This is a genomic window from Thermogladius sp. 4427co, assembly GCF_051933805.1.
GTDB lineage: Archaea > Thermoproteota > Thermoprotei_A > Sulfolobales > Desulfurococcaceae > Thermogladius.
This window is the reverse complement of record NZ_CP196893.1, coordinates 1-16,284: the sequence shown is the minus strand read 5'-3', so window position 1 is coordinate 16,284 and position 16,284 is coordinate 1. Positions and strand designations below refer to the sequence as shown.

Below are 16,284 nucleotides of genomic sequence, written 5' to 3'. Positions count from 1 at the left end.
AAGAGATATATGCTTCCTCCAAGCGGGCGATATGACCTCCTCCCCGCCCTAAAGGGCGAGGTTTCCCCTTAGGGTGGGGAGGTTTGGGGCTACATTCCAGGCTCTAGCCTGGTTTAGCCCCGCGCCCGGTCTCGGGCGCGTTACCCCTACCCCGCTTAACGCGGGGCTCGGGGCTATGGGTTTTCTCTTCGAGAGTATATTGTATGCTCCTACGAGGTCTGCGTTGAATACCTTATTGTGTTTATAGCATTTGATCAACCCTCTAGTTATCCTTTTATGATTTCTATGGGTTCTGCACAATGGGCATGTTGTCGACGTATATTCCTCGCTTACAAATTCTGTTTTGACCCCGTATTCTTCCGCTACCTCAGCTAGCCTTCTGAGCAGGTATCTATAGCTCCAGACATGGGTTATCTCAAAGTTAACCTTAGGGCTTTTACCCGGCTCTCGAGCAATATACCTTGGGTATCCGACAACTACCTCTGATACACCCCTCAGATAGAGCCATTCAACAGTGTTCCTCACAGCCCAGTTAATGTAGCTTCTAATCTGCCTCCTCCACTTCTCATACATCCTCCTAAGCCTCCTAGACGTCTTGAACCCATATTTGTTAAGCGTACTCTGATAAGTGGCCATTTTCCTCCTCCAGTAGAAGCTGATAGACTTCAACGGTCTACCCGATACTAAAAGGGCTGATCCATCCTCGACGTATACTGCTAGGAGGTTATTAATACCAATATCTACCCCAGCACTCTTATTCCCAAGGGGCTTCATAGGCACTTTAACTATTCTACCTTTAACAATTTTCTCCTCAACCTCGAAGGATATGTGCATGTACCATTTCTTCTCATCAGGGTCGTATCGTATCTCAGCCCTACCCTGCTTACCGAAGACGTGTATTCTCCCAGAGTACCTGACTCTGATAGACCCGAGGGCTCCTAATCCTTTGATAACTATGTGTTCATTCTCAACCCTATACTGGTCTTTTCTCACAACAACCCACAACTCTCTCCTTCCACCCTTCTTCCTATACCCCGGCGGGTTAACTCTTGCTATGAATGGCGGTAGTTTCCCCTCTTTCTTGGTTTTTAGTAGTGAGAAGAAGCTTTTCCAAGCTTCGTCGTTTTTGTTGAGAACCTGTTGTGTAGTAGCTGAACCTATTAACGTCTTGTACTTCTCGTAGAACTCTTTGTACGTGCTCTTTAAATCAACCTTCTTAGTCTCGAAGAATATTCTCCTCCTAGCGTAGTTGACCTCATTCCAGAGCTTGGAACTTAAGCTACACAAGGCTTTCAGTTTTGCTTCTGCATCCCTATCAGGCAATAGTCTTATCGTTACTGTCCTCTTCACTCCTCCCTCGCCCACTGTTCCTCAACATACTTCTTAACAATATCGGCAGTCACGTTGCCTACTGTTGCTACAAAATAGCTCCTGCTCCAGAGTTTACCGTATTTAGCTTTTGCCTTTAGCTCTGGAAACCTCTGGAGTATTCTCCTAGCAGACTTACCCTTCAGATAATTCGCTATGTAGGCTGGGGAGAGCCTCGGCGGGCATAGAACAAATACATGGACGTGATCAGGCATAACCTCAATAGCAATAGGCTCACAGCCTATTTCTTCGGCGATCTCTCTCAAGACCTCTCTAGAGTATTCGGCAACATTACCAACAAGGATATCTCTACGATACTTAGGGATCCACACAAAATGGTAGGCACACCAATACTTGACATACCTAGTACTCCTAAGCCCCATCCACCCTAGAGATTCGCCCGCCAAGGCTCTCCCAAGAATACATTAGAGAGTACAAAGCTTAAAAATCTTTCCTCATCCCCGCCCTAAAGGGCGAGGCTTTCAGTTGTAAGTGGTATGCTCTAAAATTGAAGCATAGGAAGGATTACCTGGAGAGATTCAAGAGCTTGAAGTGGAAAGAGGTACACGTTAAATATGCTAGCGGAAAACTCTATGTCTCAATAGTGTTCGAAACACGCTACAAGCCATATATTCCAGCCGGGTTTGTATCGGTAGATATTAATCTGAGAACACTCACACTATTTAACGGCTCCGGGGTCAGGAGGTATAAAACGAGATTTGTTCACGCCCTCTCCAAGAAGGCTAGGGCTGAGGAGCTTCAGAGGAAGTACTCGAAGAGGTGGAAATATAATGAAAATATTCTAAAAAGAATCAGGTCTCTGCATGGGAAATCGAGAAACATTATCGTCGATTGGTGCTGGAAGATTGCTAAGCGTATTGTTCTAGACGCTTTAAAGACTAGGCATGGAATCGTCTTAGAAGACCTCAACGGGCTTAGAGAAAGCATAAATAGTAGAAGCAATAGCGTTAGATGGAAGCTAGCGAGATTCGCATATAGGAGGCTTCTCCACTCTATCACTAGCAAAGCAGTTGAATACAATGTTCCAATAGCTTTCCTAGACCCTAGGAATACCTCGTCGATATGCCCGAGGTGTGGGAGCAGGCTGGAGTACGTTAATAGACTGGCTGTATGCAGTAGATGCGGATTGAAAATGGATAGAGACACTGTTGGAGCATTAAATATCTGGCTGAAAGCTATACACGCGTATGCGGGGGAGCCCGGGTCACCCCTAAGCGCCCCTGCTGTGAAGGATGAAACCAGACGGAGCAGGGGAATAAGAGATGAGGGGATGAAGCAAATAATTAAAAATATTTACAGGTAGTTACAGTTATTCACCAGACCCGAACCCTTTTGTGAATAGCCTTCAACTCCTCCACGATTTCATTAAATTTCTTATCATGCTCTTCTAACCTCTTCAGAATCTCTGAGAGACCCAGATAGCCTGCTACAGCATACCTGAACTCTTTATCGCTTTCTAGTAGCTCGAGGAATTCTTTCTTTAGAACAGCAACCATGAATCCCTCCGCTCTAAAAACATCATTTTTTGTTTTTATAAGTTTTCTTTTGAAAATGCAGACAAAATCTGTGCTCTTCATTATTCAAGCCGTGATAAGAGCAGAGATTGTAAAATTAAAATACTTAGAATAAATGATTTCGAAAACAGAGGAGGAAGCGGGTTCTTGACGTATTTCAAGAAACCTCTTCACATCCTAGCTAAGCCGGGCGAGATAGCTGAAAGGGTTGTTACAGTAGGAGACCCTAAGAGGGCTAGCTTGCTAAAAGACCTTCTCGAGGAAGCGAGGCTGGTGAACGAGAATAGAGGTTTCTACGTGTATACCGGCTTATACAGAAATGTACCGATAACAGTAGCTGTTCACGGTGTGGGCTCTGGTTCGGCTCATATAGTATTCGAGGAATTATACATGCTTGGGGCTAAGGCTATAGTAAGATTTGGTACTACAGGGGCTCTAGTAGAAGAGCTGGACGTTGGCGATATCATCCTAGCACGTGATGCTAGCTACTACAGCGGCGGGATTTACATCCAGTACATACCTTCAGACATAGTATTAAGCGCTTCAGCAGATTTCCATTTATTGAAGCATGTAGACGAGTACTATAGTAGTAAAGGCTATAAGCATTATATAGCAGGTGTTGTCAGCGCAGACAGGTTCTATGTAGACCCGTACGAGTTCGCATCGTTCTGGAGAAGGTTTGGCGTTGTAGCAGTCGAGATGGAGACTGCTATCCTATACATTTTATCGAGGCTAAGGGGGTTCAGAGCGCTCTCAGTGCTTTTAGTAAGCAATAGTCTCGTGAAGGAAACAGGGTACCCGACTACCGAGGAACTGAAAAAATATGTTTATGAAGCTGGAGGCATTCTATTCGAGGCACTAGCTTCTTTTAGACTCTGACAACAACTTTCATCTCGTCTTCTGAAAGAGCCTTCTCGAAAGCTTTAACAGAGTTCTCGATACCGTCTATAACGCTTGTAACAGCTGGTTTCACAACCCCTTTGCTCAAAAGCTCGATCGCTTTCCTGAACTCTCTGAAAGTACCGCACCGCGTCCCTATAATCCTTAATTCTTTCACTACAGCCCTCGTAAGGTCTACGCTGAATCTTGAGCCGGGCGTCGACTTCAAGTGTACTATTCCACGGGGGCGTGCTATCTCTATTGCTGTATCAAGCCCGCTTGTGCTACCGCTGGCTTCAATAACCATGTCGAAACCCAGGCCTTCGGGAGTATTCTCCCTGATATATCCGCTTACTTCACTAGTCGCGATAACCCTAAATCCTCTGCTAGTGAAATACTTTGATTTACGGCTTCCGGGACGTGCTATTATAATAGGGTCGAGCCCCATCCATTTCAATACCTCTGCAAAGAGTAGGGCGAGATTCCCGGTGCCGACGATAGCTACGGTATCAGCAGGTTCTGGAGGATACTGTGTGAAAGCATTTAGTACTGCTGCCAACGGTTCTACCTCCGTGGCTAGTACAGGGTCTAGCATTCCATCGATAGGGTGTAGAGCGGTCTCAGGGGCTATGAAATACTCTGCGAAACCACCGTCGAAATCGATCCCCAGGGTCTTCCTATAAGGGCAGTGAGTGTAGAGCCCCCTCCTACAGTACTCGCACTGGCCGCAGGGAAAGTTTATCTCGCTTACCACAAGTCTACCTTTAAGCCTTCCATCGCTTACAACTATCCCGGAGACCTCGTGGCCTGGTATGAGGGGTTTTTTGAACAACGGATAAGATCCTGTGTAGAAGGCTTTATCAGTCCCACATATACCTACGGCAACTGTTTTAACCAGGGCCCAGCCAGGCGGCGGATGGGGATCGGGTACTTCCTCAACACTAATATCTCTAGGGCCTTTCATTACAAGAGCTTTCAAGACGGGTTTAACCTCTCAGAAAATTTATAAATAAGCATGCATTAATATATTTAGCTGGCCTACGACTGAGGATAGGATTCCTCACGGATGAATAGGCCGGGGACGTATTCGCCGACACACTCCTTCCATGGTGTAATAATGGTTGTAGACCCTTTCGAGAAATACTGGTTGGAATACGATAAATGGTATGACGAACACCCGGAAGTATATAGGAGCGAGCTATGGGCTGTAGAATTATCTAGTAGGAATATCCCTAGGCCATGGCTCGAAATAGGCGTTGGAAGCGGTAGGTTCGCAGCACCCCTCGGTATAGATGTTGGGGTAGACCCCTCGGAGAAACTACTAGAACTAGCTAGCGCGAGAGGCGTTAAAACAGTTAGAGGCGTAGGCGAGAACCTACCGTTCCCGGATAGCATGTTCGGAGGGGTTTTCATAATCATCACACTATGCTTTCTAGACGACCCTGCTACAACTCTCCGCGAGTCCTGGAGGGTTCTAAGAGGGGGCGGGAAGCTTGTTGTAGCGTTTATACGGAGGGATAGTCCTTGGGGCTTGTACTACAGTAGACTCCGGGAGGAGGGGCATAGATTCTATTCCCACGCGAAATTCTACACGTTGAGCGAGGTAGAGGACATGCTTAGCGAAGCAGGTTTCAGGGTTGAGAGCGTTGTTTCAACACTATCCTATCCCCCCGGCGGAGCCGAGGTTCTGGAACCGCCTAGCATAGGGATTAAGGAGACGAGTAGTTTTATCGTGATCAGAGCTGGTAAACGCCTCTAGCATGTTCTTCAATAAACTCTATTAGCTCGTTGAACGAGCTAGGCAGATGCCTAGCCCCGTAGCCTAGTGCTTTGTAAGCCCCCATAGCATTACCTATTAGTAGAGCCCTCTCTATATCGAAGCCTTCGAGCATACCGTAGAATACTCCAGCGTTGAAAGCATCACCAGAACCTGTTGTATCAACAGGCTTTATATCGAGTGCTCTCATCCTCACCTTCCTCTCTCTGCTAATAGCCATAGAACCCTCGCCCCCCATTTTCAGGAATAATGCTTCTGGCTCGAGGAATTTGAAAAGTGATTCAGCCGCCGTGATACTTCTAGACCCTAGTAATACTTCTAGTTCGTCTATATTGAGGAAAACATATGTCACCTTCTTCTTGAGGCTGGCTAATATGCTTAGATCGCTCTTCGTGAACCCGCTTAGGTCTAGGCCTGTCTCTACGTGTTCTTTAGAAGCCTTGTCTATTAGTAGTTGCAGAGAGGCCCCTTTATCGATATTATTGGTTGCGAAACCATAGGCGAAAATAGCTCTCGACTCATCCATTATCTCTTCTACGGTTTCCTCGCTCAACACATTGTAGCGGTTAGCCCCTCTGTATCCGATAATAGTTCTCTCACCGTTCTTTTTAACAATAATACTCATAACACCTGTTGGAACCCCTCTTAAGCTAGACACCCGGTTTACAGATACTCTGTTAAGCCTAAGGTCTTCGACGAGCATCCTACCTATCTCGTCGTATCCGACGCTAGCGACCACGCCTGATTCCAGCCCAAGCCTCCTAATAGCTACTGCTACATTGCCTCCTACTCCCCCCGGGGATGTAAGGCCTCTGCTAGCTACGTAGGAGACGTCTTTGAAAACAATGTTATCGTATTCGAGTAGGTATATTATGTCTAGGTTCAGGTCACCGTATACGTTTACAAGCTTGTTTTTCACGCCTTACCCCTTATCCTATTAACAACCTCCATAAGCCTTCTAACCCTCTCGGGGTCTACAGGGTTCTGGGTTATACCGTTGACTTTGAAATATGTTCCGACAATAGCTCCGTCAGCATGCTTCAAGAGTTTCTCTGCGTTATCAGGAGTTAACCCGCTGCCTACAAGCACCGGAGTGTCTCCGACGATGGATTTAACCTTTTCAATATCCTCGGGGCTCGGGGCTTCACCTGTCATCCTGCCTGTTACTATGATAGCGTCTGCGAGGTAGAAATCAGCCCACTTCGTATGGGTCTCTAAATCGATGCCTGGGAAGACAACGCTATGCTTTTTCACTACGTCTACGAAGAATTTAATGTCTTCAGCGTAGAGAGCCTTCCTCAGCCTGACGAGGTCTGCTGCGACACCGTGGTCGAATTCGCCGGTATCCCAGACAGCCGCTCCAGTGTACAAGCAGACTCTTATAAACTTCGCTCCAGCTGCTTTAGCAATAGCTAGTGCTACCCGTCCCCCGTTGTGTATAACAGTTATGCCCACGGGAATAGAGACATTTTTCACTACATGCCTAGCTACTACAGCGTGAGCAGTCATCTCCTCGGGCGGTATCCTAGAGGCCCCGCTATAGTATGGGAGATCCCACATGTTTTCGACTATTAAACCGTCAACACCATTCTCCTCATAGATCCTTGCTTCTCTTAAAGCTTGTTCCTCGATGACATCAATACTCCAGCCCTTGTAACCGGGAGCGCCTGGCAGAGGGAGGAGGTGTACCATGCCTATTATAGCTTTATCGTTCTTGAATAAATCCCTGATAGACAACAACCTCTTAGAGTAGAGCTCCCTGGCCCACTCGGGTATGAGCTTCTCGAGGAATTCCTTCTTCAAAAACGATCACCCAGGCACGTGTTAGAGTATTGAGTCGACAGTAATATAAGTGCTATGCGAGGTATCCGATAGATTCTAAGAGATTAAATTTATATTTACTGTGGTGATTTATTTCATGACTGATAAAAAAGGTGCTAAGGTTTTGAGCGAGGTAATCCTGGACGTACAAGGGTTGAAGACGTATTTCTATACTGCGAAAGGTATTGTTAAAGCAGTTGATAATGTAAGCTTCAAGCTAAACAAGGGGGAGGTCTTAGGAATTGCCGGGGAATCCGGCTGCGGTAAGAGCACGCTCGCATACTCTATTATAAGGCTAGTCCCGCCGCCGGGTAGGATAGTGGACGGCAGGATCTATTTCATGGGGTCGGATATCCTGAAAATGCCCGAGGAGGAGTTCAGGACTAAGATCAGGTGGAAGGGTATATCAATGGTTTTCCAGGGTGCTATGAACGCTCTAAACCCTGTGTATACTATTGGAGACCAGATAGCCGAAGTACTTATGCTACATAAAGGCCTGTCGAAGAAGGAAGCGTTGCAGGAGACAGCTGGCTTACTGAAGATGGTTGGTATAGACCCTAGGAGGATTAGGAGCTACCCCCACGAGTTAAGTGGTGGTATGAAGCAGAGGGTTGTGATAGCTATGGCCCTAGCCCTTAAGCCCCCGCTTGTAATAGCAGACGAGCCTACGACTGCTCTAGACGTCGTAGTGCAAGCCCAGATAATGAACCTGCTCAAATCCCTGCAGAGAGAGCTTAAGATGTCGATCATATTGATCACCCACGATATGAGCCTTATAGCCGAGATAGCAGATAAAGTAGCTATTATGTACGCTGGTAAAATCGTTGAGATAGGTCCGGCTGATAAAATATACAATAACCCACTCCACCCCTACACCAGGGCTCTGATAAACAGTATTCCATCCCTGAAGAAAGAATTGAAGAAGCTCGAATTCATACCCGGCGTACCGCCAGACCTAACCCAGCCTCCACCAGGCTGCCGCTTCCATCCTAGGTGTAAATATGTTTTCGAACCATGCTCTAGAGATGAACCCCCTATGGTTGAAGTCGAACCCGATCATTATGTCGCGTGCTGGTTGTACTCTAAGAGGTGATCCATGTGGAGGGCTCGGGGTCTAAGATCAATGTATCGCCTGATACCATAATGTTTGTTAGAGATTTGAAAGTATGGTTCCCCCTGAGAAGAGGACTTACTGAAATACTGATGAGGGCTCCGCCTCAATATGTTAAAGCTGTCGACGGGATAAGCTTTGATATCAAACAGGGCGAGGTTTTCGCACTAGTAGGCGAGAGCGGCTGCGGCAAGACTACTACGGGTAAATCACTGCTAATGCTACACGATATAACCTCGGGCATTATAGGTTTCAAGCCTAGTAGCGACCTCATGGATACTTATTCGAAACTAGGCTATCAACCCGAGGTGTTAACCGAATACGGACATATAAACCTAGCTTCTATACCTAGGAAGTTCCAGAGGCCTCTGAGAAGAGAGATACAGATGATATGGCAGGATCCCTACGGTAGCCTCAACCCTAGGTTAACAATATTCGAGATCCTAGAAGAGCCTCTTATAATACACAAATACGGTTTTACAAGGTCTGACCGCTACGATATGATATATAGAGCGCTAGAACTAGTCAAGCTAACTCCCCCAGAAGACTTTATGAACAGATACCCGCACATGCTATCAGGAGGGCAGAGGCAGAGGGTTGTAATAGCGAGAGCCCTAATCCTCAACCCTAAGTTCATTGTTGCCGACGAGCCTGTTTCAATGCTCGATGTATCTATTAGAGCCGAGATACTAGAGCTACTGCTAGAGTTGAAGCAGAAGCTCAACCTGACATACCTGTTTATAACCCACGACCTAGCGATCGCGAGGTATATCGCCAACAGGATTGCTATAATGTATCTCGGGAAGATCGTTGAGATGGGCGAGACGGAGAAAGTGATCAAGAACCCTCTCCACCCGTATACCAAGGCGCTTATCTCGGCAGTCCCGGAGCCGGATCCCTCGAACAGGCTTAGGTTCAGAGAGGTGCCTATCAAGGGGGAAGTACCTAGCGCTGTAAACATTCCTCCTGGCTGCAGATTCCACCCTAGGTGTGTAGCGTTAGACGAGCACCCAGAGCTTAAAGATATGTGCACTCGCAAAGAGCCTCCGATGGTTGAAGTCGAACCCGGGCACTACGTGGCTTGCTGGCTCTACGCTAGAAGGTGACTCATTTGAAGCCAGAGGATTTAACAGGGATAGTAGGCTGGGGCAGCTATATACCCAGGTATAGGCTACCTCTCGGCGAGATAACTAGGGTGTGGGGTTTCAACCCAGAGCAGCCGAAAGAGCTAGACGTAACCGAGAAGAGTGTTGCAGGCGTAGACGAAGACGCTGTGACAATGGGCTGGGAAGCTGCTTTAAACGCTTTGAGAAGAGCTGGTGTAAACCCGAGGGATATAGGTGCCGTATGGTTTGGTACAGAGAGCAAGCCTTACGCTGTGAAACCGTCTGCTACAATTATTGCTGAAGCCCTAGGTATTACCCCGTCTACGATGGCAACAGACCTAGAGTTCGCGTGTAGAGCTGCTAGCGAGGCTATCAGGATTAGTATCGCAGCTGTCGCATCAGGCATGGTTAAATACGCTATGGTTATAGGCAGTGATACAGCCCAGGCTAACCCGGGAGACGTATTAGAGTTTACAGCTTCCTCAGCGGCTACAGCCTTGATTATAGGGCCGAGCAGTGAAGCGGCAGCAGTCTTCGAAGCAAGCTACACCTATGTAACTGACACCCCGGACTTCTGGAGGAGGGCTACTTCACCATACCCTTTGCACGGAGAAGGATTTACCGGGGAGCCCGCATACTTCCACCATATTGTTAGCGCTGTGAAAGGACTACTAGAGAAAACTGGTTTGAAGATAAGCGATTTCGACTACGCTATATTCCACCAACCTAACGGTAAATTCCCTGTCCAGGTTGCTAGAATGCTAGGCATACCCCTCGAGAAAGTCAAGCCAGGTCTTGTCACGCCGATGATCGGTAATAGCTATAATTCTTCAGCGTTGATAGGGTTGTCCAAGGTCCTAGACGAGGCTAAGCCGGGCTCGAGGATACTACTAGCCCCGTTCGGGAGCGGTGCCGGGAGCGATGCATTCAGTATCATTGTAACAGACAAGGTTTTAGAGAAGAGGGATAGAGCGCCTAGAGTGGTAGACTATTTGTCTAGGAGGAAACTAGTCGATTACGCTTTCTACGCTAAGGCTAGAGGCTTGATCAAGAGGATATGAGGTGGTTTAATGAGGTATTCCATACCCAGATTCTGGCGTGAAAGGCTTAACTACTACAGGCTTAAAGCAGCCAAGTGCCTGGACTGTGGTAGAGTACTATATCCTTACACTAGCGTGTGCAGAGTCTGCGGGTCGAGGAATGTTGTCGAAGTAGAATTAATCAACGAGAAAGCCCGTCTACTAACTTACACGGTTATATATACTGCTGGAGAAGGATTCGAGCAGAAGAGGCCGGTTGTAATAGGTATCGTTGAAACCCTTGAGTCTAAGGCTAGGATACTGGCGAGGATTACAGATGTGGATATCGAAGAATTGAAGACGGGTATTATACTCGAACCAGTCCTGAGAAGGGCTGGCGAAGACGGTGAGACAGGCTTAATACACTATCTCATAATGTATAGGCCTGTCCTAGAGAAGGCTGGCTCCTAGAACTAGTTTTTAACCCTCACCTAAGCCGTAGAACCTCTTTATTGTTTTAAATTGGATCAATGATACTTCATCGCTATTCTTATCGAGTACAATATTCTCCCATGGAACTGGCTCGCCGGGTTTCAGGCCTGTATAGACATACTCTATGCTAATACCGCCTGCCTTCAGGGCTCTATTCCACGCTGTTAGACCACCTCCTCTCAAAGCCCATTCTACGAGCACCCTCCCTAGCCTCCTATCGCCGAGCGAGATAGCGGCTTGGATAACCCCTGATTTTATATCGTATGGGCGTATCTCTGCTACACTCCTCAACTCTCCCGCGATATATCGAGCCAGGTTTCTAAGCCTCCCCGGATCCTCCATCCCGATATATGCGAATGGAGTCCTCGCCTTGGGTATGAGAGGGTTGAACGATGCTACAACCCTCCTACCCTTCTTCCTAGCATAGCTCGCAATACTCTTCACAGTCTCCACTGTTGCTCTAACATCCTCTAGCTTCTCGCCTTTGACACCGTATATAAGGTATAATTTAACGTCTAAACCCATGTCTATAATCCGGGTGATCCTCTCTACCAGAGTATTCACGAGACCCGGGTATTTCATTAATAGCCTCTGTGTGTGGAAACTGAAAGACTCGGGTGCGATAGATACTTCTCTTTGCCCAACCGATTTAATCAACTCTACTGCTTCAGGCGTTAGCTTCTCAAGCCTAAGGGATGGTAGGACTGCTCTAGCGCCGGACTCTGCTAGTAGTTCTAGAGCGTAGAAATCTTCGGCTACTACAGGGAATGATAGAGCGTAGAGTACGTAACGGTTCAACCCTGTGTATTCGGCCCCTTTCTCGACAAGGGTCTTGATCACCCCTCTACTCCTGTGTCTGAAGGGTTGGAAAACCCTCTTCTCCATGCAGAAAGAGCACCAGTATATACAGCCTCTCGATAACTCGAGTTTAAACCCTAGGCCGAAGACAGGTTGTCTCTCGGTATCGAATACCTGTCTCAGAGGGTATTCTACGTTATCCAGGTTTTCGACAAAGCTCCTCGCTGCATGCTCTTTCAACCCTGGTATGTAAACGTATTCGAGCCCCGATAATTCTTCGAGGACAACCTTCTTGCTTTCACCGGCTCTAGCAGATAGTATTTCGAGAACCCTGTCTATAGTAGACTCTATCTCGCCTATTATGAAGGCATCTGCGATTTCAGCAAAAGGCTCCGGGTTGGATATTGCTACAGGCCCTCCTATTATAAGCAGTTGCCTCCTCTCTTTTCTGAAAGGGCTTATGCCGGAAGACCAGAGGATTCTAACCAGGTTCGCTATATCCAGCTCGTAGTGGAGTGTCGATAAGATAATAGGGAAGTCTCTTAGAGGGCTCCCTGTCTCAATACTCCTAGCCTCTCCACCCTTCTTCTCGTAGACTACTCTCTCCAGGTAGACATCGTCTCTTCTATTAGCGTACCAATAGAGTATGTCGTGTGCGAGTGAAGATGTCATAACCTCGTAGAAGCTAGGGTAGACATAGGCTATTCTAACGTTTACTCGTAGAGGGTTCTTTAATACCCTATTGACTTCAACCAGTACTACCACCGCTAGCAATATACGTATTACACCGATTATTATTTATATAATTGTTTTACTATATATATAGGTTTGTACGGTATATTCACATTCATGGAAGATAGGTTTTTAACATATATTCGAGATACGTATTAACGGGTTGTAGAATGGTTGATTACGGTAAGTACTATAGTTCTCTAGCTAACAATATCAGAGCGTCTGATATCAGGGAGCTTCTTGCTCTAATAAAACATAGGAGGGATGTTATAAGCTTCGCGGGCGGGATACCCGACCCTAAGCTGTTTCCTAAGAGCGAGCTAGCGGATATATCTAGGGAGGCGATACTGAAGTACGGGGATGAAGCGCTACAGTATAGTGAGACTAAAGGCTTGATCGAGCTGAGGGAGACCCTTTCGGATTTCATGAGGAGGATGAAAGGTATTTCAGCAGACCCCGAGGACATTGTTGTTACAACAGGGAGCCAGCAGGCTCTGGATATTGTTGCAAGGTCTATGATAGACCCGGGCGATATCGTGGTTACAGAGAACCCTTCATATCTTGCTGCTATCGGCGCTTTCAAAGCAGCAGGGGCTAGGCTGGTAGGGGTTGAGATGGATGATAACGGCATGGATACTTTCAAGCTCGAGGAGAAGCTCAAGAGTATTTACAGCACTGGGGGCAGGGTTAAATTCATATATACTATACCAGTAGGCCACAACCCTGCTGGCACAACGCTTAGCTATGATAGGAGGAAGCATCTCCTAGAGATAGCTGAGAAATACGATGTCCTAGTCGTCGAAGACGACCCCTATAGCTACATAACATACGAGAACGGGGTTGACACTACCCCTCTTAAAGCATTAGACAGGTATGATAGGGTGATTTATCTCAGCACTATGAGTAAAATCCTTGCTCCAGGCCTTAGGATTGGCTGGATAGTAGCCCCTAGAGAAGTCGCTAGGAAGTTCGAGCTGGTCAAGCAATACCTCGACCTCCACAGCCCGACTCTCACACAGTTCATTGTCTTAGAGGCTATTAAGAAAGGGCTTGTTGAACGCATGATCAAAGTGGCAACACCGTACTATAAGAGTAAGAGGGATGCTATGTTATCCGCTATGGAAGACTACTTCCCTGACTACGTCTCATATACTAGGCCGATCGGAGGCTTGTTTATTTTCGCAAGGGTTGAGAAAGAAGGGTTTAATACGACAAAGCTCCTGGAAGTAGCTATCAACAAGTATAAGGTCGCATACGTTCCCGGGGCAGGGTTCTTCGTAGATGGTTCAGGATACAATACTATGAGGATAAACTTCAGCTACCCAACCCACGACGAGATATACGAGGGTGTGAGGAGGCTAGCCCAGCTAGTTAAATCCGAGTAGTCTACCCGGCTACTATACTGTTTCGAAACGGAGTATCACCCCTAGCCCTCTCGGAGGGAGATATCCGAGGGAGTCCTCGATATTTTTCACGCTCGCAGTCTTCACATAGGGTATCAAGCTCTTTAAAACCCCGGCCACTTCTTCGCTAGGAGAGTAGGATATGTCAACAGCTTTCACAAGCACTATTTCGTCCCCAGCAGGCACCCTGATATACCTGAGGCCGGCGAAACCTGATACTATAACCTTCCTGAACCTAATCTTCTCAAGGACATCCCATAGGGTAGGGTCGTATCCTCCAATAACAAGGGTATCGAGGCTCGGGGGTAGGTCGTTTACATTCCTATAAGGTTTCAAACCAAGGTTTCTCGCCAGGTTCAGCAGCCTTCTGCAGAGCATGTATACTGTCCTGCCCCGGTTGTACAACACTAGGCTTGTTGAAAAACCGACGATATTACACCCGAGCACTAGTACCTCTCCCTCCGAGTTATCTGCTAGGTGCTGCGCGTGCGCTATATATGGCTCTAGCAGGTGGTCTGGCTCCGGTGACTGGACTACTCTGTAGACTCTCTCAGGCCTCACCTGGAAGTAGGTTGATAGACAACCGTCTTCGTCTAGGACAGTCCTCGAACCTCCCACCATAGGGTTTACGACTATAAACCTACCTGTGAGACCAGTCTCCTCGTGGGATTCGACTACTCTCCCAACGCACACGCTTCCAAGAGTCTTCGGGAGAATGAATGGTTCTACGCTATTTATTAACGCTTCGTCCTGGAAGCCGATGTAGGCCATGTAGTTTTTGACTAGTATCATCCCCTTCCATAGTTCTACAGCAGGCGTCTCAAGGATGCTTACCCTCCCTTCGTACACGACCCTCGTGTTCTTCAACCACGGCACCTTTACTGCTCGCTTTAAACTCTTTAAAACGTTATTATTTTAAAACATTCATATGGGTTATGGGATCCTGGTTTGCCGTTTGAATGGGTTAGCAAAGAGGCTAGGCTGAAGATTATTGAGGTAGTCTTATCCTCTAGGAGTGTTAAACAGCTTGCTTCCGAACTAGGTGTTTCCCCTACTGCTGTGAGAAAATATTTGAATAGGAGGGCTTACCCTAGCGATGAGGTTGTTTCGAAGATTATTAGGAATCTAGCCCCCTATGAGAAGGAGAAGGTGTACGAGATACTGATAGACGACCTCACCGCCTCCCTTAAAGATCTCGCTGCTCTAATAGACGACGACAGGCTGAAGAATCTGCTTAAGAGCAGGGTTCTCGAAGCGGTGGGCTAATGGAGCAGGGTAGGAGGCCTCTCCTAGCGTCGGGTAGGGTTGTTGAAGACTACGGGCCCCTCCTGAAATACGTTGAGCTAGCTAGGCAGCGGGGATTAAAGCCGGAGTCTTATAGCTTAACCAGGGAGGACATAGACTATGTCTCGAGGCTTGTGATCGAGAAGATCGATCTAGCGAGCTTATTGAGCGACCTGAAAAGGAATTTTATGAAGAGACTCGACTGCGGTCTCGCTTCGGAAGCATACAGGGAGAGCAAGAGCATAGCACTCGGGGAGAGAGAAGCCTGCGAGATGCTAGCATCGATATACGCTGGCTGGCTTATAGAAGCATGCGAGACACTCGGCATACTGAGGATAAGAGAAGCATACAAGCCCGGCAGAGGCTGAAGACACTGCTCTAGGCAAAGATTAAAGTTATCACAGAACCCGCTATACACAACACCGTCCTCCACACGCATACTAAAACCATACGCCCCAACACGAGCCTATAATAGAACACCCTGTACCCCCAGCCCCGAAAACATTATGATACCGGTCTGAAACCGAATCCTAATACAAATTCCCATGTGGGACATGGGATTTTTGCCTAGGGCCCGTGTTGGCAAAAATGGATCAGGGGTGTATTGGAGATCGCTTGGTGTAATTAAAACTCTTAACACTTTAATGATTGATCGGTTTGGATCATCCCATGTCCTACATGGGAATTTTGTCTAAAACCATAGTACAGAGGGAGGCGATCACCCCTCATGATCGCTTCTTCGATATTAAAGCCTAGTGCAAAACACAAAACTTAAATATCCGGTCCCTTCAAATATCTAAATCAAGAACCAAGCTCGGAAACAATCGAAAAGAATTGAAAGCATCGTTCCTACTCTTCCTAATCTCCCTATACGCCTGCAGCAGAAACAATCGAAAAGAATTGAAAGCTTACAATGACATTCTCGATTGCGTTCTTAATCGCTTGAAACAATCGAAAAG

At 47.1% G+C, this 16,284-nt stretch carries 18 protein-coding genes; 10 read left to right on the top strand and 8 right to left on the bottom strand.

All coding sequences use genetic code 11. The features are described from left to right. Positions 1–48: 48 nt before the first annotated feature. Positions 49–1,350 (bottom strand): RNA-guided endonuclease InsQ/TnpB family protein, encoded by a 1,302-nt coding sequence (locus ACSU1N_RS00090; protein ID WP_440059596.1) that lies wholly within the window; start codon positions 1,348–1,350, stop codon positions 49–51. After that, positions 1,347–1,751, bottom strand: a complete 405-nt coding sequence (tnpA, locus tag ACSU1N_RS00085; RefSeq protein WP_440060309.1) for an IS200/IS605 family transposase — start codon at positions 1,749–1,751, stop codon at positions 1,347–1,349. Before tnpA ends, ACSU1N_RS00090 begins: the two co-directional genes overlap by 4 nt. Positions 1,752–1,825: 74 nt before the next feature. On the opposite strand from tnpA, the gene ACSU1N_RS00080 reads away from it, so the two are divergent. Then, the gene (locus tag ACSU1N_RS00080; protein WP_440060308.1) at positions 1,826–2,692 is read left to right on the top strand and encodes an RNA-guided endonuclease TnpB family protein; all 867 of its coding nucleotides are present in this window, start codon (positions 1,826–1,828) and stop codon (positions 2,690–2,692) included. A 10-nt stretch (positions 2,693–2,702) separates the two neighbouring features. Here ACSU1N_RS00080 and ACSU1N_RS00075 read toward each other — a convergent pair whose 3' ends face one another. Then, on the bottom strand, positions 2,703–2,885 hold the full coding sequence (locus ACSU1N_RS00075) for a hypothetical protein (protein ID WP_440059595.1): 183 nt from the start codon (positions 2,883–2,885) through the stop codon (positions 2,703–2,705). Positions 2,886–3,050: 165 nt separating this feature from the next. On the opposite strand from ACSU1N_RS00075, the gene ACSU1N_RS00070 reads away from it, so the two are divergent. Further along, complete coding sequence (locus tag ACSU1N_RS00070) at positions 3,051–3,782, top strand: purine-nucleoside phosphorylase (protein ID WP_440059594.1); 732 nt, start codon at positions 3,051–3,053, stop codon at positions 3,780–3,782. Here ACSU1N_RS00070 and ACSU1N_RS00065 read toward each other — a convergent pair. Further along, entirely contained in the window at positions 3,772–4,761 is a 990-nt protein-coding gene (locus ACSU1N_RS00065) for an MDR/zinc-dependent alcohol dehydrogenase-like family protein (RefSeq protein WP_440059593.1), read from the bottom strand. The two genes, ACSU1N_RS00070 and ACSU1N_RS00065, sit on opposite strands and share 11 nt — an antisense overlap. Before the next feature lie 87 nt (positions 4,762–4,848). Between ACSU1N_RS00065 and ACSU1N_RS00060 the strand changes: the two genes are divergently transcribed. Next, complete coding sequence (locus ACSU1N_RS00060) at positions 4,849–5,541, top strand: class I SAM-dependent methyltransferase (RefSeq protein WP_440059592.1); 693 nt, start codon at positions 4,849–4,851, stop codon at positions 5,539–5,541. On the opposite strand, the gene ACSU1N_RS00055 is transcribed toward ACSU1N_RS00060, so the two are convergent. Both ACSU1N_RS00055 and ACSU1N_RS00050 read right to left on the bottom strand, forming a co-directional pair. After that, positions 5,519–6,478, bottom strand: a complete 960-nt coding sequence (locus tag ACSU1N_RS00055) for a carbohydrate kinase family protein (RefSeq protein ID WP_440059591.1) — start codon at positions 6,476–6,478, stop codon at positions 5,519–5,521. The genes ACSU1N_RS00060 and ACSU1N_RS00055 overlap by 23 nt on opposite strands. After that, positions 6,475–7,362: a BtpA/SgcQ family protein gene (locus ACSU1N_RS00050; RefSeq protein ID WP_440059590.1), complete on the bottom strand. Its 888-nt coding sequence runs from the start codon at positions 7,360–7,362 to the stop codon at positions 6,475–6,477. The genes ACSU1N_RS00055 and ACSU1N_RS00050 overlap by 4 nt, the downstream gene beginning before the upstream one ends. A 115-nt stretch (positions 7,363–7,477) precedes the next feature. Here ACSU1N_RS00050 and ACSU1N_RS00045 point away from each other — a divergent pair, with 115 nt between their 5' ends. From ACSU1N_RS00045 to ACSU1N_RS00030, 4 genes are read left to right on the top strand one after another with little or no spacing between them, the layout of a single operon-like run. Beyond that, complete coding sequence (locus ACSU1N_RS00045; protein ID WP_440059589.1) at positions 7,478–8,473, top strand: ABC transporter ATP-binding protein; 996 nt, start codon at positions 7,478–7,480, stop codon at positions 8,471–8,473. A gap of 50 nt (positions 8,474–8,523) precedes the next feature. Further along, the gene (locus ACSU1N_RS00040) at positions 8,524–9,597 is read left to right on the top strand and encodes an ABC transporter ATP-binding protein (protein ID WP_440060307.1); all 1,074 of its coding nucleotides are present in this window, start codon (positions 8,524–8,526) and stop codon (positions 9,595–9,597) included. Positions 9,598–9,602: 5 nt separating this feature from the next. Continuing rightward, a complete protein-coding gene (locus ACSU1N_RS00035; RefSeq protein WP_440059588.1) occupies positions 9,603–10,658 on the top strand; it encodes a hydroxymethylglutaryl-CoA synthase in 1,056 nt (351 codons plus the stop codon). Between the two features lie 9 nt (positions 10,659–10,667). Next, positions 10,668–11,087 carry a Zn-ribbon domain-containing OB-fold protein gene (locus ACSU1N_RS00030; RefSeq protein ID WP_440059587.1) on the top strand — a complete coding sequence of 140 codons (420 nt, stop codon included), beginning with the start codon at positions 10,668–10,670 and terminating at the stop codon, positions 11,085–11,087. 9 nt (positions 11,088–11,096) lie between these two features. Here the strand turns inward: ACSU1N_RS00030 and ACSU1N_RS00025 are convergent, their stop codons facing one another. Then, positions 11,097–12,671 (bottom strand): B12-binding domain-containing radical SAM protein, encoded by a 1,575-nt coding sequence (locus ACSU1N_RS00025; RefSeq protein ID WP_440060306.1) that lies wholly within the window; start codon positions 12,669–12,671, stop codon positions 11,097–11,099. 137 nt (positions 12,672–12,808) lie between these two features. Between ACSU1N_RS00025 and ACSU1N_RS00020 the strand changes: the two genes are divergently transcribed. Further along, the gene (locus ACSU1N_RS00020) at positions 12,809–14,023 is read left to right on the top strand and encodes a PLP-dependent aminotransferase family protein (protein WP_440059586.1); all 1,215 of its coding nucleotides are present in this window, start codon (positions 12,809–12,811) and stop codon (positions 14,021–14,023) included. Positions 14,024–14,035: 12 nt separating this feature from the next. Here ACSU1N_RS00020 and ACSU1N_RS00015 read toward each other — a convergent pair whose 3' ends face one another. Then, positions 14,036–14,908, bottom strand: a complete 873-nt coding sequence (locus ACSU1N_RS00015; RefSeq protein WP_440059585.1) for a hypothetical protein — start codon at positions 14,906–14,908, stop codon at positions 14,036–14,038. Between the two features lie 81 nt (positions 14,909–14,989). On the opposite strand from ACSU1N_RS00015, the gene ACSU1N_RS00010 reads away from it, so the two are divergent. After that, positions 14,990–15,307, top strand: coding sequence for a helix-turn-helix domain-containing protein (locus ACSU1N_RS00010; RefSeq protein ID WP_440059584.1), 318 nt, complete (start codon positions 14,990–14,992; stop codon positions 15,305–15,307). Continuing rightward, positions 15,307–15,693, top strand: a complete 387-nt coding sequence (locus ACSU1N_RS00005; RefSeq protein WP_440059583.1) for a hypothetical protein — start codon at positions 15,307–15,309, stop codon at positions 15,691–15,693. Before ACSU1N_RS00010 ends, ACSU1N_RS00005 begins: the two co-directional genes overlap by 1 nt. Positions 15,694–16,284: the final 591 nt, after the last annotated feature.

What these genes read in the sequence shown, in the direction of transcription:
- tnpA (WP_440060309.1), bottom strand. Translation starts at nt 1,751, where the DNA reads ATGGGGCTTAGGAGTACTAGGTATGTCAAGTATTGGTGTGCCTACCAT.
- ACSU1N_RS00075 (WP_440059595.1), bottom strand. Translation starts at nt 2,885, where the DNA reads ATGGTTGCTGTTCTAAAGAAAGAATTCCTCGAGCTACTAGAAAGCGAT.
- ACSU1N_RS00060 (WP_440059592.1), top strand. Translation starts at nt 4,849, where the DNA reads ATGAATAGGCCGGGGACGTATTCGCCGACACACTCCTTCCATGGTGTA.
- ACSU1N_RS00045 (WP_440059589.1), top strand. Translation starts at nt 7,478, where the DNA reads ATGACTGATAAAAAAGGTGCTAAGGTTTTGAGCGAGGTAATCCTGGAC.
- ACSU1N_RS00040 (WP_440060307.1), top strand. Translation starts at nt 8,524, where the DNA reads ATGTTTGTTAGAGATTTGAAAGTATGGTTCCCCCTGAGAAGAGGACTT.
- ACSU1N_RS00030 (WP_440059587.1), top strand. Translation starts at nt 10,668, where the DNA reads ATGAGGTATTCCATACCCAGATTCTGGCGTGAAAGGCTTAACTACTAC.
- ACSU1N_RS00020 (WP_440059586.1), top strand. Translation starts at nt 12,809, where the DNA reads ATGGTTGATTACGGTAAGTACTATAGTTCTCTAGCTAACAATATCAGA.
- ACSU1N_RS00005 (WP_440059583.1), top strand. Translation starts at nt 15,307, where the DNA reads ATGGAGCAGGGTAGGAGGCCTCTCCTAGCGTCGGGTAGGGTTGTTGAA.